The organism is Stenotrophomonas sp. AR029 (assembly GCF_047520695.2).
GTDB classification, from domain to species: Bacteria; Pseudomonadota; Gammaproteobacteria; order Xanthomonadales; family Xanthomonadaceae; genus Stenotrophomonas; species Stenotrophomonas sepilia.
Window position 1 is genome coordinate 407,759 of record NZ_JAXBQQ020000002.1, and the last position, 23,796, is coordinate 431,554.

Sequence of the window (23,796 nt, forward strand, 5' to 3'; positions counted from 1 at the left end):
GATTGTGTGATGGGGAACACAGCGGACAGCATCAACTGCCCAATGTGCCTGGTGCAACGGCTAAAACGTGATCGAACCGTGGGCGCGCTGATTGTGGAAGATTAACCGTCCGTTGGTGGCTATGCCGCCGCACTGCCGGGCGTGTAGGGCCACGAAGCACAGGAAGCCGCCAATTGCAGCGCAAAGGGAGGCCACGCACCTCGATTGCGCCCTTCTCCAACTGTCGATAATGTCTTCGGAAGTGGCCAGTCATCATTGGCCGGGAGACGGGAGACGCGGGCTTGGAGCGATTCAAAGAATCGATTGAACTGAGCTTCCGGATCCGACCCGTCGGAATCGCACTCGCGGCCGTCTACGCCCTGAGCTGCCTTGCCTCCCGTCAGTTCTCGCTGGATCAGTTCTTCCTGCCTGCGGGCATCCGGGCAGCGGCACTACTGATCGTCCCGACCCGCCTGTGGCCCTACCTGCTGCTTGGGGAGTACGCGTACTTCGCAACCCTGCGCATCCCCATGATCGATAGCTACGGCCTGGTCTGGGTCATCCTGGCCTCGACTCTGCTGATGCCGCTGGCGATGCTGGTGGTCTACTTGCATCGCATGAGAATGCCATCAGAGTCCGCCACCGGCCTCTGGCTGCTGTCGCTGACCTTCTGCACGGCATTGTTCGTCCCGGCTCTCAATATGGGCATTTCATTTGCTCTGTGGTCGAACCCGCCGCCCAGCAACCTGCTTAGCGCAGTTGATCGCACGATCTTTGGCCACTTCGCCGCCATCATCACCCTCGTGCCGTTGGCATTCCTCGGGTCGCGACGACACGCGGATCCCAATTGGACGCGCCGCTTTGCTGCGCCTACGGTCACGGCCATCCTGGTGATGCTGGTCCTGGGCCTGTGCATGCAGCTGACGGCCATCAGCGCCCACACCACACGCACCCACCTGGTGCTGCTGTCCTCCCTCCCAGCGATCGCCCTGACCTTCATGCATGGGTGGCGTGGCGCTGCCATCGCGATTCCGCTGTTGAACCTTCCACTCCATTTCGCCACACCCAGCACCGGCCTACCGTCCTCGTTCGACCTGGGCACCTTCGCCACCCAGCAGAACATGGCCGTGATGAGTGTCGCACTGCTCGCACTGGGATCCAGCATCAGCTATCACCATGAGCGTGCACGGTCCCGTGGACTGGCTGAGGAAACCACATTGCGCTTGGCACGCAGTTCGCATCAGACCCGTGAGCGTGAGCTTCGCGAGCGCGCCTCCCATCTCAAGCAACTCGGCGAAGGCATGGACAGCTCGCTCGGCGAGATGGTCAGCTGGCTGAAGGCGCAGGGGCATCATGCCGTGGCCAACAGCCTGCAGCACGCCTCATCCGTGCACTCGCGGCTGTTCCGTGAACAGGCCAGTCTGGTCTACCCCACGGGGCTGGAGCAGGTTGGGCTGTATATCGCGCTTCGGGTTGGCGGCGCATGCGAGACCTGGAACAACTCCCATCGCGTGATTCCGCCCCGGCTGGAGGGCAACCCCTGCTTGCTGACGGTGGACCTGCAACTCGCCATCTATCGCTCGCTGATCGAGGCGGTGTCGCTGCTGCTGGAGCTGGAATCGGGACAGGTCAGCGTGCGCGCCCGGAGCGGCCAGGCTGGCGAACGCCGCGGCATCGTGGTGGTTGTGGGCCTGCTTGACCGTGGTTGCACGCTGTCGAACCGGACCGTTCAGCAAGCCACCGAGCGTCTGGCCGGCCGGATAATGGCCTACGGCGGCACGGTGCATTGCCGTAGCAACCGGCTCCGGCTCGTCCTGCACGAATCGATTGCGGGTACAGCGGCGGCATTCGCATCGCCTGCCTGACCGGGAACGACGCGCAGGGCACGCTGCTCCGCTAAAGTTGCGCCCGAAACCGCCGCTATCCGTGCCGAGCCCCTCCCTCGTGAGCCACCGCATCATGCCCGTGCTGCCGCAGGCCGCCGTCGATGGCGACCTGGCCGATCCGCTGCCGCAGCGGATCCTGCTGGTCGAAAACTCCCGTGCGTTCACCGGCATGCTGCGCGAAGCCATCGAGCAGCGCCTGGAACTGCCGGTGGTGATCGCCTCCACCCTGGCCGAGGCCGACCGGCTGCTCAGCGAAGGCGGGGGCTGGTTCCTGGTGCTGACCGGACTGGTGCTGGCCGACGGCGACCGCGATGCGGTGGTCGAGTTCTTCCTCAAGCGCGACCTGCCGACGGTGGTGGTCAGCGGCGTTTACGACGAGGACCTGCGCAAGCGCGTACTACAGCAGCAGATCATCGACTACGTGCTGAAGAACACCCCGGGCAGCATCGACTACCTGGTGTGGCTGGTGCAGCGGCTGGAACGCAACCGACGCATCGCCGCGCTGGTGGTGGACGATTCGCCGTCCGCGCGTGGCTATGCCGCCGCCCTGCTGCGGATGTATGGGCATGAGGTGCACGAAGCCGCCGACGGCAACGAGGGCCTGGCTGCTATCGAGGCGCATCCGGCGATCCGCCTGGCGGTGGTCGACCAGGAAATGCCCGGCATGCAAGGCGTGGAATTCACCCGTCGCCTCCGCACCCTGCGCTCGCGCGACAAGGTGGCGGTGATCGGCATCTCCGGCAATACCGACGCCTCATTGATCCCGCGCTTCCTGAAGAACGGCGCCAACGATTTCCTGCGCAAGCCGTTCTCGCGCGAGGAGTTCTTCTGCCGCGTCTCGCAGAACGTGGACCAGCTGGAGCTGATCGGCACCCTGCAGGACCTGGCCACCCGCGATTTCCTCACCGGCCTGCCCAACCGACGCTTCTTCCTGGAGCAGAGCCAGCGTCAGCTGCCGCAGCTGCAGCTGCACGGCCAATGCGTGGCGGTGGCGATGATCGACATCGACCACTTCAAGCACATCAACGACACCCATGGCCACGAAGCGGGCGACGACGCGCTGCGCGCGGTGGCCGGCGCGGTGACCGCGCATGCACGCAGCCACGACCTGATCGCGCGCTTCGGCGGCGAGGAGTTCTGCCTGCTGGTGCCAGACATGGAACAGGACGAGGCGCTGCTGTACTTCGAGGAGCTGCGCCAGCGCATCGCCGCACTGGAGGTGGACATCGGCACCGCTACCCTGCGCATGACGGTCAGCATCGGCCTGTGCTGCCTGCGCCCGCAGCGCGATGCGCTGCACCGGCTGATCTCCGAGGCCGACCGCCAGCTGTACCTGGCCAAGGCCGGTGGCCGCAATCGGGTCAGCTGCACCACGGTGGCCAGCCCGCTGCGTCCACGCGAGCCTGCGCTGACCTGACCGGCTCGCTTTGATCCAGATCAACGCCGTTCCCGCACGACAGCTCTACAGTCGGCCCCGACATACGCATGAAGGGGAGCCGGGGATGGCACTACTGGTCTGGCAGGACGATCTGAACATCGGCATCGATGTGATCGACCAACAACACCGCCGCATCATCGAGATGCTCAACCACCTGCACGTGGCCCAGTCCAGCCTGCAGCGCGCGGCAGTGGGTGAAGTGATCGACGAGGTGGTCGACTACACCATGTCGCACTTCGCGTTCGAGGAAGAGCTGATGGAGGAAGCGGGCTACCCGTTCTGTGCCGCGCACAAGCGCGTGCATGAGATCTTCATCAAGCGTGTGGCCGAGTACCGGCTGCGCTTCCAGGCCGGCGAGGACATCAGCGATGAACTGCGCACGATGCTCTCGCGCTGGTTGTTCAACCACATCCGCGGCGATGATCAGGCCTATGCCGAACAGGTCAAGGCACACCTGAACCAGTTCACCCGCGAGCACCAGGGCGGTGGCTGGCTGGGACGCACGCTCAAGCGCTTCTTTGGCTGAACCGCAGCGCGCGCCGGTGCAGTGCCACCAGCGCGCACAGCGTCGCTGCCGCAGTCAGGCACAGGTAGTAGCCGACCGCGACCAGACCGAAGCGTTCGGCCAGCCAGGTGGCCAGGTACGGCGCCGGTGCCGCACCCAGAATGCCGGCCAGGTTGAATGACAGCGATGCGCCGGTGTAGCGCACCTCCACCGGGTAGATCTCGGCCAGGAAGGTACCGCAGGGACCATAGGTCAGGCCCATCAGGAACAGGCCCAGGCACAGGAAGGCGGTGACCATCCACGGGCTGTGCGGCTGGAACAGCGGCGCGAACAGCACGCCGAAACCGATGATCAGCACGCTGGCCACGATCATCGTGCGGCGCGTCCCCCAGCGGTCGCCATAGCGCGCCGACAGCGGGATGCCCAGCGCGAAGAACAGCATGCCGGCCATCTGCATCAGCAGGAACTGCTCGCGGCTGTAACCCAGCACCGCCGTGCCATGGCCGAGGCTGAACACGGTCATCAGGTAGAACAGCACGAAGGTGGCGAACGCGCCCAGGGTACCCAGCAGCATCGGCACCGGGTGGTCACGCAGCACCGTCCACATCGGCAGCCGCACCGGCGCCTTGCGCTCCAGCGCCTGCTTGAAGTCGGGGGTCTCGTGGATGTTCAGCCGCACCCACAGGCCGAGGCCGACCAGCAGCGCGCTGGCCACGAACGGAATGCGCCAGCCCCATTGCAGGAAGTCGGCCTGGCTCAGGCAACGGCCCAGCACCAGGAAGATGCCGGCCGACAGCAGGAAGCCGAGCGGTGCACCCAGCTGCGGGAACATGCCGTACCAGGCACGCTTGCCCGGCGGTGCGTTCTCGGTGGCCAGCAGCACTGCCCCGCCCCACTCGCCGCCCAGACCCAGGCCCTGGCCGAAACGGCACAGCGCCAGAAGCGCCGGCGCCCACAGACCGATCTGCGCGTGCGTCGGCAGCAGGCCGATCAGCACCGTGGACAGCCCCATGGTCAGCAGCGCAGCCACCAGGGTGGCCTTGCGGCCGATGCGATCGCCGAAATGGCCGAACACTGCCGAGCCAACCGGGCGTGCGATGAAGGCCACCGCGAAGGTTGCCAGCGACTGCAGCAGGGCTGCCTGTTCGCTGCTGTCCGGGAAGAACAGGTGCGGGAACACCAGCACCGCGGCCGTGGCGTAGATGTAGAAGTCGAAGAACTCGATCGTGGTACCGATCAGGCTGGCCAGCAGAACACGACGGGGGGAATTCACGGGCGGCGCGGCAGCGGTGATCGAGGACATCGGCAACACGGGAAATGGCAGATCGACCGATTCTGCCACGGGCTGGCGGCGGTACGGCACGATGGTTTCAGCCGACACCGATGCCGACGAGGGGGCAGGCGCCTCCTGTAACGTCGAGCCATGCTCGACGGTTCTTCGCGAGATGCAGCCGAGCATGGCTCGGCTCTACAAGAACGAACGGCAGTCGAGCATCGCTCGACTCTACAGAGAGCGAACAGCCGTCCAGCAATCGCGTCGTTACAGCTGCATCCAGGTGGCCTTGATCTCGCTGTACTTGTCGAACGCATGCAGCGATTTGTCGCGCCCGTTGCCGGACTGCTTGTAGCCCCCGAACGGAGCGGTCATGTCGCCGCCATCCCAGCCGTTCACCCAGATGCTGCCGGCACGCAGCTGGCGCGCGACGCGGTGGGCTCGCCCCAGGTCCCGTGTCCACAGGCCGGCGGCCAGGCCGTAGCGGCTGTCATTGGCCACGCGCACCGCTTCGGCCTCGTCTTCGAAACCAAGCACAGCCAGCACCGGCCCGAACACTTCCTCGCGCGCCAGTGCCTGCTCCGGGCGCACCTGGTCGAACACGGTGGGCTGGACGTAGCTGCCGCCGGCTTCCACTTCGGCGCGCCGCCCACCCAGCAGCAACCGGGCACCCTCGCCTTCGGCGCGCGCGATATCGTCCATCACCTTGTCCAGGTGCGCGGCATCCACCAGCGCGCCCATCGGCGCATCGGGGTCCAATGGATGGCGGGGGTGCATGTGCTGGCCATAGGCAACCACCTGATGCACGAAATCCTCGCGGATCGAACGCTGTACCAGGAGCCGCGAACCTGCGGTACAGACCTCGCCCTGGTTGAAGAAGATACCCTGTGCCACCGCCTTCGCGGCGGCGTCCAGATCAGGGGCGTCGGCGAACACCACATGCGGGCTCTTGCCGCCACACTCCAGCCAGACCCGCTTGAGGTTGGATCGCCCTGAACACTGCAGCAGCTTCGCGCCCGTGGCCGTGGAGCCGGTGAAGGCGAGCACGTCCACATCCATGTGCAGGGCCAACGGCTCACCGACGCGCGCACCGTGCCCCGGCAGCACGTTCAGCACGCCCTCTGGCAGGCCCGCTTCGGCGGCCAGCGCCGCCAGCCGCAACGCACTCAAGGGCGAGCGCTCGGACGGCTTGAGCACCACCGAGTTGCCCATGGCCAATGCAGGCGCGATCTTCCAGCAGGCCATCAGCAGCGGAAAGTTCCACGGAACGATCGCGGCCACGACCCCGGCGGCCTCGCGCGTGACCAGTCCCAGTTCGTGCGGGCCGGTCGGCGCGATCTCGCCGTACAGCTTGTCCACGGCCTCGGCGGTCCAGCGCAGGCAGCGCACCGCGCCTGGCAGGTCGATGCGGCGCGCATCACGCACCGGCTTGCCCATGTCCAGGGTTTCCAGCAGGGCCAGCTCGTCGGCATGCGTTTCGACCAATGCCGCCAGCGCCAACAGTACGCGCTTTCGCTGGGCCGGGCTGGCCTGCGACCAGTGGCCGGCCTCGAAGCTGCGCCGCGCGGCCAGTACCGCGCGCTCCACGTCCTGTGCGTCGCAGTCGGCGACCGCCCCCAGTACGCGACCGTCGATCGGGCTGACGCAGTCGAAACGGGCGCCGCTGGCTGCATCGACATAGCGGCCATCGATGAAGGCCTGGCCTGGCATCGACAGCTGGAGGGCCAGTGCCTGCCAATGGCTGCGGTCGGGAAAATCGGCCATGGGAAGCTCCAGCATTCTACGAGCCTTGGTTATACCTGGGTCACCGCGACTCCGCCGTGACGTGGCTGCGCTACATTCGTCGCATCGGACCCGACGGAGCTGGCATGAAGCGTCCCGGAAGCGACCTGCACGACCTGACCACACAGCGCCCCGAGTCACTGGACGCTTACTGGATGCCATTCACCGCCAACCGCCAGTACAAGGCGGCACCACGCATGCTGGTCCGCGCCGAAGGCATGCACTACGAAGACATCGATGGCCGACAGATCCTCGACGGCACCGCCGGCCTGTGGTGCTGCAACGCCGGCCACGCGCGACCGCGCATCGTCGAGGCCATCGCCGGGCAGGCACGCACGCTCGACTACTCACCCGCTTTCCAGATGGGCTCGCCGCCGGCCTTCGCGCTGGCACAGCGGCTGGCCGCACTGGCTCCGGCCCCGCTCAACCATGTGTTCTTCACCAGCTCCGGCTCGGAGGCGGTGGATACCGCGATGAAGATCGTGCTGGCTTACCACCGCCAGCGTGGCGAGGGCCAGCGCACGCGCTTCATCAGCCGCGAGAAGGCCTATCACGGCGTCGGTTTCGGTGGCATGGCGCTGGGCGGTCTGCCCAACAACCGCAGGGCGTTCGGCCTGCAACTGGGGGGCGTGGACTATCTGCGCCACACCCTGGACCTGCAGCGCAACGCGTTCAGCAAGGGCCTGCCGCGCCAGGGCGCGGAGCTGGCCGACGACCTGGAACGGCTGATCGCGCTGCATGACGCCTCGACGATTGCCGCCGTCTTCGTCGAACCCATCGCCGGCTCCGCCGGGGTGATCCTGCCCGCGCCCGGATACCTGCAGCGCCTGCGCGAATTGTGCGACCACCACGGCATCCTGCTGGTGTTCGATGAGGTCATCACCGGTTTCGGCCGGGTCGGCATGCCCTTCGCCGCACAGCGCTTCGGGGTCACCCCGGACCTGCTGACCTTTGCCAAGGCGGTCAGCAACGGCGCGGTGCCGCTGGGCGGCATGCTGGCCAGCGACGCCGTGCATGCCACGCTGATGCAGGCCCCGCCACAGGCCATTGAGCTGTTCCACGGCTATACCTACTCGGGACACCCGCTGGCCTGCGCCGCAGCGCTGGCAACACTGGACGTCTACGCCGAGGAGCGCCTGTTTGAGCGCGCCATCGAACTGGGCGAGTACTGGCAGGAACGGCTGCACGCGCTGCAGGGCCTGCCCAACGTGATCGACATCCGCAACTTCGGCCTGGTCGGCGCGGTCGAGCTGGCGCCGCGCCGCGATGCACCTGGCAGCCGCGGCTACGAGGTGTTCCGGCGCTGCTTCCACGACGGCCGGCTGCTGGTGCGCTGTACCGGTGACATCATCGCGCTGTCGCCGCCGCTGATCGTGGACAAGGCACAGATCGACCAGATCACCGGCACGCTGGGCGAGATGATCGGGGCCACCGCCTGAGCCCGGGCCGGTGGTGGCGAGCGGGTACAATGGGCGGTTCCGCTCCTGCTCGTTGCCGTGCCCATGGATATCGTCGTCAAAGAAGAACTCAAGGCCTACATCGACCCGCTGACCGCGGACGAACATGACGCGCTGGAGCGCAGCATCCTGGCCGAAGGCTGCCGCGATGCGCTGGTGCTGTGGGGTAATGTGCTGGTCGATGGTCACAACCGTTTCGGCATCTGCCAGAAGCATGGCCTGCCCTTCAACACCGTGCAGAACACGCGCTTCCAGAGCATGGAAGACGTTCACCTGTGGATGATCGAGCAGCATCTGGGCCGTCGCAGCGTGTCCGATTTCCAGCGCGGCGTGCTGGCGCTGCGCAAGCGCGACATCCTGGCCGCCCGCAAGCAGGTCGAGCAGGCGCAGCTGCAGCGCGAGAGCGACGGTACCGCCGAGATTGCCGATGAGGCGGGCGAGGACAGCCCGCCGTGGGAGCCGGCACCGAAGCTCAGCCGCGCCGAACTGGCCCGCGAAGCCAAGCTGAGTACCAGCCAGGTCGGCATGATCGAGCGCATCCATGCCCAGGCTGCACCCGAAGTGGTGGAGGCAGTGAAGGCCGGCGTGATCTCGATCAGCGCCGCCGCAGCCGTGGCCGATCTGCCCGAAGAGGAGCAACGCGCCGCCGCCGCCGGCGGCAAGGATGAGCTGAAGCAGGCGGCCAAGCGCGTGCGCGAATCCAAGCGCAAGCCGCGCGCGCCGAAGCCGGACGCGGCCGAGATGGACTTCGAGGAGCCCAGCGAGGACGAGATCGCCAGCCGCGACGCCGAGGTACTGTTGGCACTGGAACAGCTGGGCGAGGATGCCCCGGCCCTGCGCCGCCGCGTGGTCGCGTTGACCCGCGAGAACGACACCCTGCGCGCGCAGCTGGCCGCGCTGCGCAAGCAGGTAGTGCCGGCCGCTGGCCGGCAACCCCATGAAGGTATCGGGTGAACTGAAGATGCCGGCCAGCGGCCGGCACTACCAGATGCTCATGCCGTGCCGGTTAGACTTCCGGCATGACGCCTGCCCACGATCCGCGCCGCGCCCAGCTGCGGCGCCTGAAAGCCCTCGCACTGGGCCTGCTGCTGTTGATGCTGGCCGGATTCGCGGTCAGCCATTGGCACGGCGAACGCGGCATCTGGGCCTGGGTTTCGGCCTTCTGCGAGGCTGCTGCGGTCGGCGCGCTGGCCGACTGGTTCGCAGTCGTTGCGCTGTTCCGGCGGCCAATGGGCCTACCGATTCCGCACACCGCGATCATCCCGCGCAGCAAGGAACGCATCGGCGACAGCCTGGCGCTGTTCGTGCGCGACCAGTTCCTGGAACCGGGTGTGCTGCTGGCCAAGCTGCAGGTGTTCGATCCGGCCAGTCGTCTCGGTAGCTGGCTGGCCGACCCGGCACGCTCGCGGATGCTGGCCGACATGGCCCGCGGCTGGGCGCTGCAGGCACTGGATTTCTTCGACGAAACCGCGGTGCGGCGGCAACTGCATGCCTTCGTGGTGCAGCAGCTGCGGCAGTGGAACGCTGCTGCCACCGCCGGTGAACTGCTGGCCCTGCTGACCGCCGATGGCCGCCACCAGCGCGTGCTGGACGAGGGCCTGCAGCGCCTGGGACGCTGGCTGGAGCAGCCGGAGGTGAAGGAGCGCGCCTCGCAGCTGATCGTGCGCTACATCCAGCGCGAATGGCCGACGCTGTCGAGCACGGTGAACTGGGTCAAGCCAATCGACGAGATCGGCGACAGCCTGGCCGAACGCCTGGCGCGGGCGGTACTGGAAGAACTGCAACAGGTGCTGGCCGAGCCGCAGCATCCGCTGCGCCAGGACTACGAGACCTGGCTGCAGAACTACGTGCAGCGCCTGCGCGAAGACCCGGCGCTGGCTGAGCGCATCGAACAGCTCAAGCAGGACATGATCGACCACCCCGCCCTGCAGGACTACGTGCAGGGGCTGTGGGCGCGTATCCATGCCAGCCTGCGCGCCGACCTGCAACGCGAAGACTCTGCGCTGGTCGGACACCTGCGGCGCAGCCTGGCGTCGCTGGGCAGCAGCCTGCAGGCCGACCCGGCCCTGCGCGAGGCCCTCAACCAGCACCTGCTGGAAGGTGCGCAGCGCCTGACCGGCCGCCTGCGCGAGGGCGTGACCACGCATATCGCGCAGACCGTGAAGGGCTGGGACGAGCGGCATCTGGTCGAGCAACTGGAACTGAGTGTGGGTCGCGACCTGCAGTTCATCCGCTTCAACGGCACCCTGGTGGGCGGGTTGATCGGCCTGCTGCTGCATGCGGCAACCGTGGTGTTCAGGTTCTAGCCCCGGCCAACGCCCAGGATCAGCACGCTTGATTCATGAAATGCGAATACATATCATTTACTGATCGGTTGTACGCTTAGCCAAACGGGCACGAAAAACGTGCCCATCGCCCGTGTACTGCCCCGACTTCTGGGCTGCCCGTCTGCGCGGGCAGTGCTTCGTCGATGGGACACGCTGGGCGACATGCGCAGGGCGCAAGGGGGCCGCGGACGCGTTCCATCCCTTCTCCTACCTTCAGGAACGCCGTGGACCGCTCGCCCACACCCGCCAGCCCCCGCACCTTGTTCTCCAGCCCGCGCTGGGGCGTGCTGTCACGTTCGTTGGCCGCGATCTTCGGCGGCTATGCGCTGGCCTCGGTGACCAGCGTGTTCTGCGCGGTGGCGCTGCCCGGCGCGCGCGGCCAGACCGTGCTGACCGGCATGCTGCTGGCGATCCTGGTCGCCGCCTGCGCGGCGTTGTGGGCGTTCGCCACCCGCAGCGCGCTGCGTGCGTGGGTCGGCATTCTCGCTCCCGCCCTGCTGATGGCTGCCATCGCGCGCATGCTGGGGGCCTGGGCATGAAGAACGGATTCCGCCAGTCGATGGCCTGGCTGCACACCTGGACCGGCCTGCTGGTCGGCTGGTTGCTGCTGCTGATTTTCATGGCCGGCACGGCCAGCTACTACCGTGAAGAAATCAGCCGCTGGATGCGCCCGGAGCTGCCGTCCAGCAACGTCAGCATCGACGTGGCCGCGCAGCGCGCGGTGGCCTACCTGCAGGCCAATGCGAGTCACGCCGAGAACTGGTTCGTCACCCTGCCGCAGCCGCGCAACCCGGCCATGCAGCTGTTCTGGCGGCTGCCACCGGAACTGGCCGACCCCAGTCGTGGCCGTCGCGGTGGCTTCGGCGACGCCACGCTCGACCCGAACACCGGCCAGGCACTGAAGGCGCGCGAGACCCGTGGCGGCGACTTCTTCTACCGCCTGCACTTCGACCTGCACTACATCCCGGTGTACTGGGCGCGCTACCTGGTCGGGTTCTGCGCGATGTTCATGCTGGTGGCGATCATCACCGGCGTCATCACCCACAAGAAAATCTTCAAGGACTTCTTCACCTTCCGCAAGGACAAGGGCCTGCGGTCCTGGCTGGATTTCCATAACGTCAGCGCGGTGATGGCCCTGCCGTACCACGCGATGATCACCTACACCGGCATCGTCACTCTGATGATCATGTACCTGCCGTGGGGGGTGAAAGTCGCCTACCCGCAGGACGAGGACAAGTTCTTCAGCGAAGCCTTCGGCGGCATGCCAGAGGTGACCGCGCCGGCGCAGGGCCGCGCCACGCCGCTGCCGATCGCACAGTTGCTGGACAGCGCGCGTGCGCACTGGCACGGCGTGGAAGTGGCCGGCTTCACCGTGTCCAACCCGGGCGCTGCCAATGCGGTGATCGACATCCGCCAACGTGACGGCAGGCGTTTGTCCACCGACACCCCGGCGCTGCGCTACAACATGGTCAGCGGTGCGCTGCTGGAAGAGACGCCACCGTCCGGCGGTGCCACCGCCACCCGTGGCGTGCTGTATGGCCTGCACCTGGCGCGCTTCGCCGACTGGGGCCTGCGCGCACTGTTCTTCCTGTCCGGCCTGGTCGGCTGCCTGATGGTCGCCAGCGGCGTGGTGCTGTGGGCGGTGAAGGAGCGTCCCAGGCATGCCAAGAGCGGGCGTACCGGATTCGGCCTGCGCCTGGTCGATGCGCTGAACATCGGCACCGTGGCCGGCCTGCCGATCGCCTTCGCGGCGTACTTCTGGGGCAACCGCCTGCTGCCGCTGCAGATCGCCGAGCGCTCCAGTGCCGAGGCCAACGTGTTCTTCTACGCCTGGGGCGGCGCGCTGCTGGCCGCCTTCATCTGGCCGAAGCGGATGATGTGGGCGTGGCAGCTCTATCTGGGTGCGGCCGCGTTCGCACTGGTGCCGGTGGTCAATGCAGTGACCACCCATGCCCACCTCGGGGTCACACTGCGCAGCGGCGACTGGGTACTGGCCGGCGTCGATCTTTCGATGATCGCGTTCGGCGCGATGCTGGCGCTGTGCGGCTGGCGCATGCAGCGCTGGACGCCACCGCTGAGTGCGGCCGAGAAGAAGAAACGTGCGGCCGCTGCGGCTGCACCGAAGGCATCGGTGAACACTGCGGAAGCGGCCGAAGCGGAGGCCAGCGCATGATGCTGCTGGCACTGGCGCTGTCGTTCTCTGCGTTCACCGCGCTGTCGCTGTCGATGGAAAAGCACCAGCACGACCTGCATGGCAAGGCCGCGGCCGCACCCGCACGGCGGATGCAGTGGCGGGTGCTGGGCTGGGCGCTGCTGGCGGCGGCGTTCGCACTGTGCGTGGCCGACCACGGCTGGGCGATGGGCCCGGTGCTATGGCTGGGCGCAATGACCCTGGCCGGCGTGACGCTGTCGTTCGGGTTGTACCCGTATCGTCCAACATGGATTGCGCCGCTGGCGATCGCGCTGCCGGTGCTGGGGTTGGTGCTGGAATTGCTGTAGCCGCAGGACGTGGACGGCGGCGTCCACGCATGGCGTCGAACTACAATGCCGGTATGGATAGCGTGCTGCAGCGGATGTCTGGAATCGGCTTTTTTTCCCGGTTGGGTGAAACACTGCCCATAGCGGCCGGCGTCGTCGCCGTTCGGTCGCTGGCCGAAGCACTGCGGACCATCGATACCGATGGTTTCGAATGGATGCCCACCACACTGGGCGATTCGGATCCGTTTCACGGCGCCCTGCCCCATCCAGCCGAACTCGCCGACGCCCGACGCGAACTCAACCGCACGTTGATGCGCGCGCTTTCGGCACTGGATCTGCCGGCCCTGCGCTGTGGTGCACATGACCTGCAGCTGGTGGCGCGCGATGGGGCGATGTTCGCCTTCCGGCAACGCCTGCTGGAGATGCATCTCGGCCTGCCGGCACACTGGGAGCCTGTGCTTGCGCTGTACGAACAGGGCCATTGGCCCCTGGCCCATGCGCCGGGGCGATTGTTGGTGCTTTAGGCCGATCCACGCATGGCGTGGATCTACGGACCAGACGCGGTAATGCCTGCCGCTGGCCGGCATCCCGCGGACCTTCCACGGTTCTGACGCAGTTGCCGGCCAGCGGCCGGCACTACCGGGCTTACCCCAACCGCTTCAGTTCCCACGCGCGGTGGATGCGCGCGTTGCGCTCGAAATCCGGACCAATCGTGCGTGCGGTGATCTCGCGGCACTGGGCGAACTCGGCGATGGCGTTCTCTTCCAGCTTGAAGCGGCGGAAGTTGTTGGAGAAGTACAGCACGCCACCCGGTGCCAGCCGCGCCACCGCCGCACGCAGCAGCTTCAGTTGTTCGCGCTGCACGTCGAAGTCATCGGCGCGTGCGGAGTTGGAGAAAGTCGGCGGGTCACAGAAGATCACGTCGTACTGGCCACGGTCGCCTTCCAGCCACGCCATCGCGTCGGCCTGGACCAGCAGGTGCTGGTTGCCCCCCTGTCCGTTCAACGCCAGGTTGTCGTAGCACCATTGCAGGTAGGTAGCCGACAGGTCGACGCTGGTCGTGCTGGCGGCACCCGCCACGGCGGCCTGCACGCTGGCCACGCCGGTGTAGCAGAACAGGTTCAGGAAACGCTTGCCACGCACCTGCTCGGCCATCATCCGGCGCAGCGGGCGGTGGTCAAGGAACAGGCCGGTATCGAGGTAGTCGAACAGGTTCACCTGCAGCAGCGCGTTGTTCTCTCGCACCACGATGAACTCGTCGCGCTGCTCGAAGCGGCCGTACTTGCTGCCGCCCTTGCCGCGCTCGCGCGATTTCATCGACACCTGTTCCGGTGGCACGCCGAACACTTCGCGCGCGGCGGCCAGCAGCTCATTGCGGCGGCGGCGCACGTCGTTCTCGGGAATCGCCGCCGGTGCCGCATATTCCTGCACATGCAGGAAGGTACGCCGCCTGCCCCCCTCTTCCTCGTAGACGTCGATGGCCGCCGCGTACTCCGGCAGGTCGGCGTCGTAGGCGCGGAAGCAGGTGATGACCTCGCGGGCACGCCAGCTCTTGAACTTCTTCAGGTTCTTGCGCAGGCGGTTGGCCACCATCTGCGCGCCTTCGCTCAGCTCGCGGGGCTGTGCCGGATCACGGCCCGGCACAGCGATCGGATCGCAGACGATCAGCGCGCATTCCAGCGCACCGTTGAACATCTGGTACTTCTTGCTGGCACGCAGGCCGGTGGCAAAGGCCAGTTCGTCATTGCCGCACAGCAGGCTGGCGCGCCACTGCGGCACTGCCTTCTGCAAGGCATTGCCCAGTGCACGATACAACGCTGGATCGGCGGCCAGGCGCTCGTCGTACGGCGGGTTGCAGACCACCGCACCGATCTCCTGTTCCGGCGCGGCCAGGTCGGCGACATCGGCGCGGGTGAAACGGATCGCGTGGGCGACGCCGGCGACCTCGGCATTCTCGCGGGCCGCCTGGATCGCAGCCGGGTCGATGTCGCTGCCGTGGATGACCGGCTTCAGCGCGGCCAGACCGGCCGCTTCGCGCTCACGTGCTTCGCTCTGGATGGACTTCCAGGCCGCCTTGTCGAAGCCCAGCCAACGGCTCGGCGGCAGGCTGCCATGCCGCATCAGGCCTGGGGCAACGTCGGCGGCCATCAGCGCGCCTTCGATCAGCAGCGTGCCGCTGCCACACATCGGGTCCAGCAGCCCACCGCCGGCGGCATGCAGGCGCGGCCATTGCGCGCGCAGCAGCAGCGCGGCGGCCAGGTTTTCCTTCAGCGGCGCCTCGTGGGCGGCACCGCGCCAGCCGCGGCGATGCAGCGGGCCACCGCCGAGGTCGATCGACAGCGAGGCGCGGCCCTTGCGCAGCGAGAGGTTGACGCGCACGTCGGGCAGATCGGTATTGACCGAGGGCCGCTCCAGGCCTTCGTCGCGCATGCGGTCGACGATCGCATCCTTGATCCGCTGCGCGGCAAAGCGTGCATGGGTGATCTTGTCGCCGGACACGTGCGCATCCACCGCCAAGGTCATCTCCGGCGAGATGTGCTCGTGCCACGGCAGTGCACGCACGCCGTCATACAGGGCCTGCTCGTCCGGGCAGTCGAACTCGTCGATCGGCCACAGCACCCGGCTGGCCAGGCGCGACCACATCACGATCCGCAGCGCCTGCGCCAGTTCGCCGTCGGCGTTGACGCCGGCAATGGTGGCGGTGGCCTTGCCAAGGCCCAGGGCCGACAGTTCATCGGCAAGCAGGTATTCCAGGCCCTTGGCGCAGGAGACGAAGAATTTCACGGGATCGGTTCGCAGGTGGTCGGGCGCGGCACAGGGGCCGGGCCGGTCGGAAAGGAGGGCCGTAGGCACGGCCGGCAGGCCCGCGCCGGGGGCGGCGGGGCTGCCATTGTAGTCAATGCGGGCGGGCGCGCCGTGCGCCCTGGCTTCACAGTTGCCGCAGCAGGCGCTCGAAGGCCTGCGCGGAGGCCTCCACGTGGCGCTCCAGGCGGTGACCGTCGTCAACCAGCAGCAACTGCGCCGAACGCGCCTGCGCCCAGGCAATCACGCCGGCAGCCGGTACCACATCGTCATGCCAGGCCTGCACCACCGTGGTCGGCACCGCAGCGGCGTCCAGCGCCGGCATCGGGCCCATGGTGGTCGGTGGCACCATCAGGAACAGGCCGGCTACCGGCACCTGCAGCGAGGCGATGGCGGAGATGTAGGCGCCCAGGCTGGAGCCGGCCAGCACCACCGGCCCCTGACGGGCCGCGATGGCGGCGCGTTCAACCAGACGGCGCAGGCGGGTCGGCACGTCGCCCACCCGGCTGACCTCGCTCATCGCGTCCAGGTCGGTGTAGTCGGGGCGCTCGTGGGTCCAGCCCAGGCGTTGCGCCACCTCGGCCAGCGCGGTGACCTTGGTCGCCTCCGGGCCGCTCTCGAAGCCATGGGAGAGGATGCAGTGGCCGCGGCTCATGCGCGTGCTCCGTGGGCGCGGGCCGACGAGGAAAGGGAAGGCAGGTTCATGCCGCAATGCTAGCATCGCCGGATGCCCAACCCGCTCCTGCCCGGCCTGCAGCTGCAGCCCCTGCCCTATCACGACCGACTGCCGCTGCGGGATCCCGCCTCGCTGGAAATGGTGGTGATCCACTGCACCGAGCTGCCCGATCTGGCGATGGCCCGCGAGTACGGCGAGCGCGTGCTGTACGACAGCGGCGCCGGCAACAGCGGGCACTTCTACATCGACCGCGATGGCAGCGTGGTGCAGTACGTGGCGCCGGAACGCGTGGCCCATCACGTGCGCGGCATGAACGCGCATACGCTGGGCATCGAGCTGGTCAACCGCGGGCGCTATCCGGACTGGTTCGACAGCCGCCACCAGGCGATGGACGAGCCCTACACCGAGGCACAGCTGCAGGCGCTGGAAGGCCTGCTGCAAGCGCTGGTGGCGCACTATCCGTCGCTGCGGCGGATTGCCGGGCATGACCAGCTGGACCTGGAGCAGGTGCCGGCCAGCGACGATGCGGCGCTGACGGTGGCGCGCAAGCGCGATCCGGGGCCGCTGTTCCCGTGGGCGCGAATCCTGGCCAAGGTGCCACTGCAGCCGGTTGGGTAAGCGGCAGGGCTGCGCCCTGCACCCGCAGAGGCAACGTCAACGTCAAGAGCTGGCATTCCGGGGGATGGCGGGGTGGATCCGATTGCGGGGGACGCCGTAAAGCCCCAGGCCGGCCCAGCCGCTGGCGGCTGTGCGTTCGGGCGCTTGCGAAGCAGTGCTTCGCAAGCAAAGCGCCCTCACCCATGGCGGCTTGGCCGCGGCATCCATGCCGCGGACACCCCCGCAACCGGACCCACCCCGCCTTCGACAGTTCTCCGCGATCCTTCGAATCGACACGGGGTCGGATCCCGTTGCTGCGCAACGGGCTCTGACCCCGATTTTCGGTTGATGGGGTCAGAGCCGCTTTCCGTTGGAAAACGGATCCGACCCCGCGCGGCTCAGGCGCCGGTCGCCACCGGGCGGCTGCTATCGCTCACCCAGCCGCTCCAGGAATCGGCGTAGATGCGCGCGCCGCTCAGGCCCGCGCTTTCCATCGCCAGCAGCAGATGGCAGGCGGTCACGCCGGAACCGCACATCAGCACCACCTGCTGCGGATCGCGGTTGCCGATCACGCCCTGCAGTTCGGCGCGCAGCTCCTGTGCGTCGCGCAGGCGGCCGTCGAGTACGTTCAATGCGAACGGGCGGTTGACCGCGCCCGGCACATGCCCGGCCACCGGGTCCAGCGGCTCCACTTCACCACGGAAACGCTCACCCGCCCGCGCGTCGACCAGCCAGCCCGGCGCATGCTTCAGCCGCGCGGTGATTTCATCGGCGTTGGCGATCTGGATGGTGTCGAAGCGGCCCGGGTAGGCAGGCAGCGCTGTCACTTCAGCCTGGCCGCTTTCCAACGTGTGACCGGCGGCCTGCCAGGCGGCGATGCCGCCGTCGAGTACGGCCACCCTGCTGTGACCGATCAGGCGCAGCAGCCACCACAGGCGCGAGGCGGCCATGCTGCCGTCGCTGCCATCGTAGACCACCACCTGGGTGTCGGGGCCGATGCCCCACTGCCCCAGCTTCGCAGCAAAGGCATCGCTGTCCGGCAGTGGATGGCGACCATGGCCGACGCGCGACAGATCAGACAGGTCACGATTCAGATCGGCATACACCGCACCCGGGATATGACCTGCCAGATACTGGCTGCTTGCCGCCTGCGGGTCGGCCAGCGAGGAGCGCGCATCGACCACCCGCACCGCAGTGCTGGCAGTGGCGCGTGCGTCGACCACGCGGATGCCTTCGCCCAACGCGGCAGCCAGGGTGGCGACATCGACCAGGGTGGTCCACGGCGGATCGATCAGCTTCATTGCACTTGCTCCAGGCGGCGACGCAGGTTGTAGAGAATGGCGGCGGTCGCCCCCCAGATGCGCTGGCCCGGCCAGCCATACTCAAGCACGTGGCGTACCCGGCCGCGATGGTTGATTTCGACCTGGCGCAGGCTGTCAGGCGCCATCAGGTAATCCAGTGGCACCTCGAATACCTCGGCTACTTCACTGGGCTGCGGCACAGGCACGAACTCCGGATCGACCACCGCCACCACCGGCGTGACGCGGTAGCCGGTGATGGTGACGAAGGGATCGAGATACCCCAGCGCCTGCACCTGGCCGGGCGCCAATGCGATTTCTTCCTGGCTCTCGCGCAGCGCGGCCGCCAGCGCGTCGCGGTCATCGGGTTCGGTGCGGCCACCGGGGAATCCGACCTGGCCACCATGGGTGCGCAGTGTTTCGGTGCGACGGGTGAGGATCACCTGTGCGCCGTTGGCGCGCGGCACGATGCCGGCCAGCACCGCAGCCTCCACTGGAGGCCCGGGCGGCAGCAGGTCGACCAGCTCACTGCGGTTCCAGCCGTCGCCCGCAGGTGGTTGGGCCAAGGGGTGCAGCGCGCGCATCAGTCGTTCGTGGTCGGTCAGCGAACCGCGCAGGGACTGCTGCAGTTGTTGCCGCAGGGGCTGCACGCGATGCAGGATGCGGCTGCGTTCCTCGTTGCTCATCGACGACCACCGCGCGATCTCATCGATATGCCGCCCGCAGCCGGCGCATTGCCGGTGCGGATCCAGCGTGCACACTCCGATGCAGGGACTTGCGACAACACGCGCCGTTTCTTCCATTGTTTGCACCCGCCAACAGTAGCGCGATCGGGCTGAATTTGCGCGGGTGGCCCAGCCGGACGGTAGAGTCGACTGTCAGTCGACTCGCGCGCGCAGCGCGGGCGTTTCCCCGATGTGACCCAAAAACAGTCGACTGACAGTCGACTCTACCGTCAGGGACTGCGCAAACAAAAACGCGCCGGTGGAATCACCGGCGCGTTTCGTTTGCTGCTTCGATTTACTTGACGCTGACCAGCTTGATCTCGAACTGCACAGCCACGTTCGGCGGGAACGGGGTGCGCGGATCGGCACCGTAGGCCTGGTCCGGCGGCAGGGTGACTTCCCACTTCGAGCCTGCCGGCATCTGCAGCAGGGTCTCGCGCATGGCCTTCATTTCGACTTCGCTGACCTTGATCGACGGGATCTGCTGGGCCGGGCGGGCTTCGGTCGGGCGCTGGCCGTACGGGAACGGACCGGCCACTTCCAGCTGCACAGTGCTGGCCTGGGTCGGCTTGGCACCCTTGCCGGCCTCGATCACGCGGTACTGGACGCCGCTCGGCAGGGACTGCACACCGGCCTTGGCCTTGTTCGCCGCGATGAACTGGTCGCTCTTGGTCTTGTTTTCGGCAGCCGCCTTTTCGTACTCGGCCTTGGCGGCCTGGGCACGGCCCTGCTCGCGCTTCTGGAACGCTTCAACGGCCGGCTTCAGCTGCTCGGCGGTGATCGCCGGCTGCTTCTTGGCGTAGGCATCCTGCAGGCCCTTCACCACCGAGTTGATGTCCAGCTGCTCACCACGACCGGTCAGCTCCGCCAGGTTGTTGCCGTAGTCGTAACCGAAGTAGTAGCTCAGCTTGCCCTTTTCGGACGAGACGTCCTGGGCGAAGGCATTGCCCGTCAGGGCCAGGGCCGCGACGGCGACCGCGATAGAACGCAACTTCATCAAACAGTTCTCCAGGGGTGGTAACTCAGGGACGTTCTGCGCCGCCCTGAGGCGACGGGTTAGGATAACGGGCGCAACGTGTAACCGCTACTCACGATGCAGGCTATGACCCGTCTGCGTTTCCAGAGTTCAATATCACTTTTTTTTAACGTTCCAGGAGTTTCCCCGTGGCCGATGCCCTGATCGCTGTCGCTGACGACGGCGCCATCCGCACCGTGACCGTCCAGCGCCCGGACAAGCTCAATGCCCTCAACGCCGCGACCCTGCAGGCCCTGGCCGATGCCTTCAGCGACGCCGCCGCCGATCCGGAGGTGCGCGTCGTGATATTGACCGGGGCGGGCCCCAAGGCGTTCGTGGCCGGTGCCGACATCGCGGAAATGAACACTCTCAGCGCCGTTCAGGGACGTGATTTCTCGCTGCTGGGCCAGGCCCTGATGCGCCAGATCGAACGCATGCCCAAACCGGTCATCGCACGCGTGAATGGTTTCGCACTGGGCGGCGGCCTGGAACTGGCGATGGCCTGCCACCTGCGCATCGCCGCAGATACCGCCAAGGTCGGCCAACCGGAAATCAACCTCGGCCTGATCCCCGGCTTCGGCGGCAGCCAGCGCCTGCTGCGCCTGTGCGGCCGCGCCGCCGCCCTGGAGCTGTGCCTGCTGGGGGCGCCGATCAACGCCGCGCGTGCGCTGGAACTGGGCATCGTCAACGAAGTCGTGCCGACCGACGCGCTGGACAACCGGGTGCAGGACGTCGCCCGCCAGCTGGCACGCTCGGCCCCGCTGGCCCTGCGTGGCCTGCTCGACGCGGTGCACGTGGGCGGCGAATGCAGCCTGGAGGCCGGGCTGGAATACGAAAGTGCGCAGTTCGGCCTGCTGTTCGCCACCGAGGACATGCGCGAAGGCACCAGCGCCTTCCTGCAACGCCGCGCGCCGGCCTTCCAGAACCGCTGACGCCATGGCATCCCGACCCAACCCCGCGCAGTTGTTCGCCCGGGTCCAGGCAGACGATCTCGATGGTGCCCTGCAGGCCGGGCTGATGGACTACATCGTCCGTGCCGGCGACGACCGGTTGCTGCCTGACCACCCCGACCTTCCGCAACGCCTGTGCCAGGCCCAGCAGCAACTGCGCGCGGCCTGGGCTGCACGCGAACGCTACCGTGCCCGTGCGGTGCGCCTGGCCCGCCGCGAGGCCGAGCGCGATGCACGTCGCACCCCGGCACCAGCCCCGGACGTGAAGCCCGCCCTGCCCGCTGCGGCAGCCGCGATTCTGGCCCGGGCCAAGGCCCGCGCCAGTGGCAAGGAACAGTAATGGCCACCACGAAAAAGACCGCACGCGCCCCGGCGCGGCGTGGCGGCACGATGCCACGCGCCGACGTGGTGGAGATGTTCACCCGCCTGCGCGAACTCAACCCGCACCCGAAGACCGAACTGGAGTACAGCTCGCCGTTCGAGCTGCTGGTGGCGGTGGCGTTGTCGGCGCAGGCCACCGACGTCGGCGTCAACAAGGCCACGCGCCGCCTGTTCCCGGTCGCCAACACGCCGGCGAAGATCCTTGCGCTCGGCGAGGATGGCTTGAAGCAGTACATCGCCACCATCGGGCTGTTCAACGCCAAGGCAAAGAACGTGATCGCCACCTGCGCGATCCTGCTGGAGAAGCATGGCGGTGAAGTGCCGCGTGATCGCGAAGCGCTGGAAGCGCTGCCGGGTGTCGGGCGCAAGACCGCCAACGTGGTGCTCAACACCGCGTTCGGCGAGCCGGTGATGGCGGTGGACACGCATATCTTCCGCGTCGCCAACCGCACAGGACTGGCGCCGGGCAGGAACGTGCGCGAAGTGGAAGACAAGCTGGTGAAGGTGATCCCGGCCGAGTTCCTGCTCGACGCGCATCACTGGCTGATCCTGCACGGACGTTATGTGTGCAAGGCGCGCAAGCCGGATTGCCCGGGCTGCGTGATCGCCGACCTGTGCCGGTTCGAGGAAAAGACCACGGCCGAGTGACGGCAGCATCCACGCAGGGCGTGGCTCTACTGCAACCGGGTCGCAATCCGGGCGTCATACGCAAGCGGTTTCAATGGCAGGCCCTGCCGTGACGGGGCCTGCGGCGGATGTCTGCCGCGCGTGAACTGTCACATTTACGCAATCTTTACCTTCTAGCCTGCGCGCATCTTCCCACCTGCCTGCAAGGCTCCTCTCCATGAAACTGCATCACCAACTCCTGACGGTGGCCGTGGCTGCTGCGCTGTATGTGCCGGCTGCACACGCCGAAGTCGCCATCGACGTGATCGGCGGTTCGGAAATCACCTTCGAAGGCCTGGTCCAGGCCGACGGCAACTGGTTCCACAACGATGTGGTCGACCTCAACGGTGGCGACGCCGGCAACGGCAAGAACAGCGAATTCGAACTGCGTCGCGCCGAGCTGGTGCTGAAGGGCAAGGGCCCGGGCAACGTGGAGTGGGTGGTCGGCTATGACGCCAAGGCCGACAAGTTCCTCGACACCAACGTGAAGTACAAGCTGCTGGGCAACGCCAACCACTTCCTGCAGCTGGGCCAGTTCAAGCAGCCCAACAGCCTGGAAGAACTGTCCAGCACCAAGAACAACGATTTCATTTCCAAGGCAGCGGTCACCAATACCTATGCCATCGCCCGCCGCCTGGGCGGCGCGTACAGCTACGGCCAGGACAACTGGTCGGTGACCGCCAGCGCCTTCGGCCGCGAGCTGACCCGCAACCTGGCCCACGGCAGCGGCTACGGCGCGCGTGCCACCTGGGCCCCGATCAATGAAAAGGGCCAGGTCCTGCACTTCGGTCTGAGCTACGTCAACTACGACGCCGACGCCGACACCCTGCGCGTGCGTGCGCGTCCGAATGCCGACCTCGCCACTGCCCGCCTGGTTGACAGCGGCAACCTGACCGACACCGACCGCGTCAGCACCATCGGTGCCGAAGCGATGTACTTCCAGGGTCCCTTCAAGGCCCAGGCCGAGTACTACACCAGCAAGGCCAAGCGCTACGACCACGACAACTACTCCAGCGACGGCTACTACATCAGCGGCGTGTGGAACGTCACCGGCGAGACCTGGAGCTACAAGGGCGGCACTCCGGGCACCGGCCTGCCGAACAACCCGGCCGGCGGCCAGTGGCAGCTGGGCGTGCGCTACGACCACATGGACCTCAATGACGGCAACCTCGCCGCCAATCCGGTCGCCGGTCGCCCGCCGATCGTCGATGGCGTGCTGGGCGGCAAGATGGACATCTGGACCGTGGGCGCCAACTGGTACCTGCGTTCCAACTTCAAGCTGATGCTCAACTACGTGATGGTCGACAGCAAGAAGTACAGCTCCACGGCGCGCGGTTTCGTCAACGACGATCCCAACATCCTGGAAGCCCGCGCGCAGTTCTTCTGGTAAGCCCAGCCACCTGCGTTGAACCGCGAAGGCACGGCCCCGGCCGTGCCTTCGTCGTTGCAGCGATACCCGTGCCGTCCTGCCGGCACAGCGGACGCGACATCCCTCATGACGCGTGTCACGCCCGCGTCATATGACAGACGCGGACGTGTCACGCAACCGTTATGGAATGTG

22 protein-coding genes are annotated in these 23,796 nt (G+C 67.3%); 15 read left to right on the plus strand and 7 right to left on the minus strand.

What is annotated here, in order from left to right:
* Positions 1 to 281 precede the first annotated feature (281 nt).
* From ACM0PB_RS08475 to ACM0PB_RS08485, 3 genes are all read left to right on the plus strand, one after another.
* On the plus strand, positions 282 to 1,844 hold the full coding sequence (locus ACM0PB_RS08475) for an MASE1 domain-containing protein (protein ID WP_414604684.1): 1,563 nt from the start codon (positions 282 to 284) through the stop codon (positions 1,842 to 1,844).
* 94 nt (positions 1,845 to 1,938) lie between these two features.
* Positions 1,939 to 3,282: a diguanylate cyclase gene (locus ACM0PB_RS08480; RefSeq protein WP_049416322.1), complete on the plus strand. Its 1,344-nt coding sequence runs from the start codon at positions 1,939 to 1,941 to the stop codon at positions 3,280 to 3,282.
* A gap of 85 nt (positions 3,283 to 3,367) precedes the next feature.
* Positions 3,368 to 3,829, plus strand: coding sequence for a bacteriohemerythrin (locus ACM0PB_RS08485; RefSeq protein WP_005415916.1), 462 nt, complete (start codon positions 3,368 to 3,370; stop codon positions 3,827 to 3,829).
* Here the strand turns inward: ACM0PB_RS08485 and ACM0PB_RS08490 are convergent.
* Both ACM0PB_RS08490 and ACM0PB_RS08495 read right to left on the minus strand, forming a co-directional pair.
* Positions 3,810 to 5,111 carry an MFS transporter gene (locus ACM0PB_RS08490; protein WP_032954064.1) on the minus strand — a complete coding sequence of 434 codons (1,302 nt, stop codon included), beginning with the start codon at positions 5,109 to 5,111 and terminating at the stop codon, positions 3,810 to 3,812. The two genes, ACM0PB_RS08485 and ACM0PB_RS08490, sit on opposite strands and share 20 nt — an antisense overlap.
* 237 nt (positions 5,112 to 5,348) lie before the next feature.
* Positions 5,349 to 6,845 (minus strand): aldehyde dehydrogenase, encoded by a 1,497-nt coding sequence (locus tag ACM0PB_RS08495; RefSeq protein ID WP_065177402.1) that lies wholly within the window; start codon positions 6,843 to 6,845, stop codon positions 5,349 to 5,351.
* Between the two features lie 104 nt (positions 6,846 to 6,949).
* On the opposite strand from ACM0PB_RS08495, the gene aptA reads away from it, so the two are divergent.
* The 7 genes from aptA to ACM0PB_RS08530 all read left to right on the plus strand — a co-directional run bounded on the left by aptA (position 6,950) and on the right by ACM0PB_RS08530 (position 13,649).
* On the plus strand, positions 6,950 to 8,302 hold the full coding sequence (gene aptA, locus ACM0PB_RS08500; RefSeq protein ID WP_329953676.1) for an omega-aminotransferase AptA: 1,353 nt from the start codon (positions 6,950 to 6,952) through the stop codon (positions 8,300 to 8,302).
* A gap of 63 nt (positions 8,303 to 8,365) precedes the next feature.
* The gene (locus ACM0PB_RS08505; RefSeq protein WP_005415912.1) at positions 8,366 to 9,274 is read left to right on the plus strand and encodes a hypothetical protein; all 909 of its coding nucleotides are present in this window, start codon (positions 8,366 to 8,368) and stop codon (positions 9,272 to 9,274) included.
* Between the two features lie 65 nt (positions 9,275 to 9,339).
* Complete coding sequence (locus ACM0PB_RS08510; protein WP_065177404.1) at positions 9,340 to 10,626, plus strand: DUF445 domain-containing protein; 1,287 nt, start codon at positions 9,340 to 9,342, stop codon at positions 10,624 to 10,626.
* A 245-nt stretch (positions 10,627 to 10,871) separates the two neighbouring features.
* On the plus strand, positions 10,872 to 11,186 hold the full coding sequence (locus ACM0PB_RS08515) for a DUF3649 domain-containing protein (protein ID WP_329953675.1): 315 nt from the start codon (positions 10,872 to 10,874) through the stop codon (positions 11,184 to 11,186).
* Entirely contained in the window at positions 11,183 to 12,820 is a 1,638-nt protein-coding gene (locus ACM0PB_RS08520; protein ID WP_329953674.1) for a PepSY-associated TM helix domain-containing protein, read from the plus strand. The genes ACM0PB_RS08515 and ACM0PB_RS08520 overlap by 4 nt, the downstream gene beginning before the upstream one ends.
* Positions 12,817 to 13,146 (plus strand): DUF3325 domain-containing protein, encoded by a 330-nt coding sequence (locus tag ACM0PB_RS08525; protein WP_005415908.1) that lies wholly within the window; start codon positions 12,817 to 12,819, stop codon positions 13,144 to 13,146. The genes ACM0PB_RS08520 and ACM0PB_RS08525 overlap by 4 nt, the downstream gene beginning before the upstream one ends.
* A 29-nt stretch (positions 13,147 to 13,175) precedes the next feature.
* Positions 13,176 to 13,649: a hypothetical protein gene (locus tag ACM0PB_RS08530; RefSeq protein WP_005415907.1), complete on the plus strand. Its 474-nt coding sequence runs from the start codon at positions 13,176 to 13,178 to the stop codon at positions 13,647 to 13,649.
* Between the two features lie 121 nt (positions 13,650 to 13,770).
* Here ACM0PB_RS08530 and rlmKL read toward each other — a convergent pair whose 3' ends face one another.
* Both rlmKL and ACM0PB_RS08540 read right to left on the minus strand, forming a co-directional pair.
* Positions 13,771 to 15,909 (minus strand): bifunctional 23S rRNA (guanine(2069)-N(7))-methyltransferase RlmK/23S rRNA (guanine(2445)-N(2))-methyltransferase RlmL, encoded by a 2,139-nt coding sequence (gene rlmKL, locus ACM0PB_RS08535; RefSeq protein ID WP_414604685.1) that lies wholly within the window; start codon positions 15,907 to 15,909, stop codon positions 13,771 to 13,773.
* Between the two features lie 145 nt (positions 15,910 to 16,054).
* Positions 16,055 to 16,582, minus strand: coding sequence for an alpha/beta hydrolase (locus ACM0PB_RS08540; RefSeq protein ID WP_024958728.1), 528 nt, complete (start codon positions 16,580 to 16,582; stop codon positions 16,055 to 16,057).
* Positions 16,583 to 16,654: 72 nt separating this feature from the next.
* Here ACM0PB_RS08540 and ACM0PB_RS08545 point away from each other — a divergent pair, with 72 nt between their 5' ends.
* A complete protein-coding gene (locus ACM0PB_RS08545; RefSeq protein ID WP_053498686.1) occupies positions 16,655 to 17,221 on the plus strand; it encodes an N-acetylmuramoyl-L-alanine amidase in 567 nt (188 codons plus the stop codon).
* A gap of 377 nt (positions 17,222 to 17,598) precedes the next feature.
* Here the strand turns inward: ACM0PB_RS08545 and ACM0PB_RS08550 are convergent, their stop codons facing one another.
* The 3 genes from ACM0PB_RS08550 to ACM0PB_RS08560 form a co-directional block, all read right to left on the minus strand.
* Entirely contained in the window at positions 17,599 to 18,501 is a 903-nt protein-coding gene (locus tag ACM0PB_RS08550) for a sulfurtransferase (protein ID WP_414604686.1), read from the minus strand.
* Positions 18,498 to 19,301 carry a CoA pyrophosphatase gene (locus ACM0PB_RS08555; RefSeq protein WP_065177410.1) on the minus strand — a complete coding sequence of 268 codons (804 nt, stop codon included), beginning with the start codon at positions 19,299 to 19,301 and terminating at the stop codon, positions 18,498 to 18,500. The genes ACM0PB_RS08550 and ACM0PB_RS08555 overlap by 4 nt, the downstream gene beginning before the upstream one ends.
* Positions 19,302 to 19,518: 217 nt before the next feature.
* On the minus strand, positions 19,519 to 20,220 hold the full coding sequence (locus ACM0PB_RS08560; protein ID WP_005408797.1) for an FKBP-type peptidyl-prolyl cis-trans isomerase: 702 nt from the start codon (positions 20,218 to 20,220) through the stop codon (positions 19,519 to 19,521).
* A gap of 167 nt (positions 20,221 to 20,387) precedes the next feature.
* On the opposite strand from ACM0PB_RS08560, the gene ACM0PB_RS08565 reads away from it, so the two are divergent.
* The 4 genes from ACM0PB_RS08565 (at position 20,388) to ACM0PB_RS08580 (ending at position 23,625) form a co-directional block, all read left to right on the plus strand.
* Complete coding sequence (locus tag ACM0PB_RS08565; RefSeq protein ID WP_262220182.1) at positions 20,388 to 21,170, plus strand: enoyl-CoA hydratase-related protein; 783 nt, start codon at positions 20,388 to 20,390, stop codon at positions 21,168 to 21,170.
* A gap of 4 nt (positions 21,171 to 21,174) precedes the next feature.
* A complete protein-coding gene (locus ACM0PB_RS08570) occupies positions 21,175 to 21,528 on the plus strand; it encodes a hypothetical protein (protein ID WP_005415900.1) in 354 nt (117 codons plus the stop codon).
* A complete protein-coding gene (nth, locus tag ACM0PB_RS08575) occupies positions 21,528 to 22,217 on the plus strand; it encodes an endonuclease III (RefSeq protein ID WP_414604687.1) in 690 nt (229 codons plus the stop codon). Before ACM0PB_RS08570 ends, nth begins: the two co-directional genes overlap by 1 nt.
* Positions 22,218 to 22,413: 196 nt before the next feature.
* Positions 22,414 to 23,625, plus strand: coding sequence for an OprO/OprP family phosphate-selective porin (locus tag ACM0PB_RS08580; RefSeq protein WP_414604688.1), 1,212 nt, complete (start codon positions 22,414 to 22,416; stop codon positions 23,623 to 23,625).
* Positions 23,626 to 23,796: the final 171 nt, after the last annotated feature.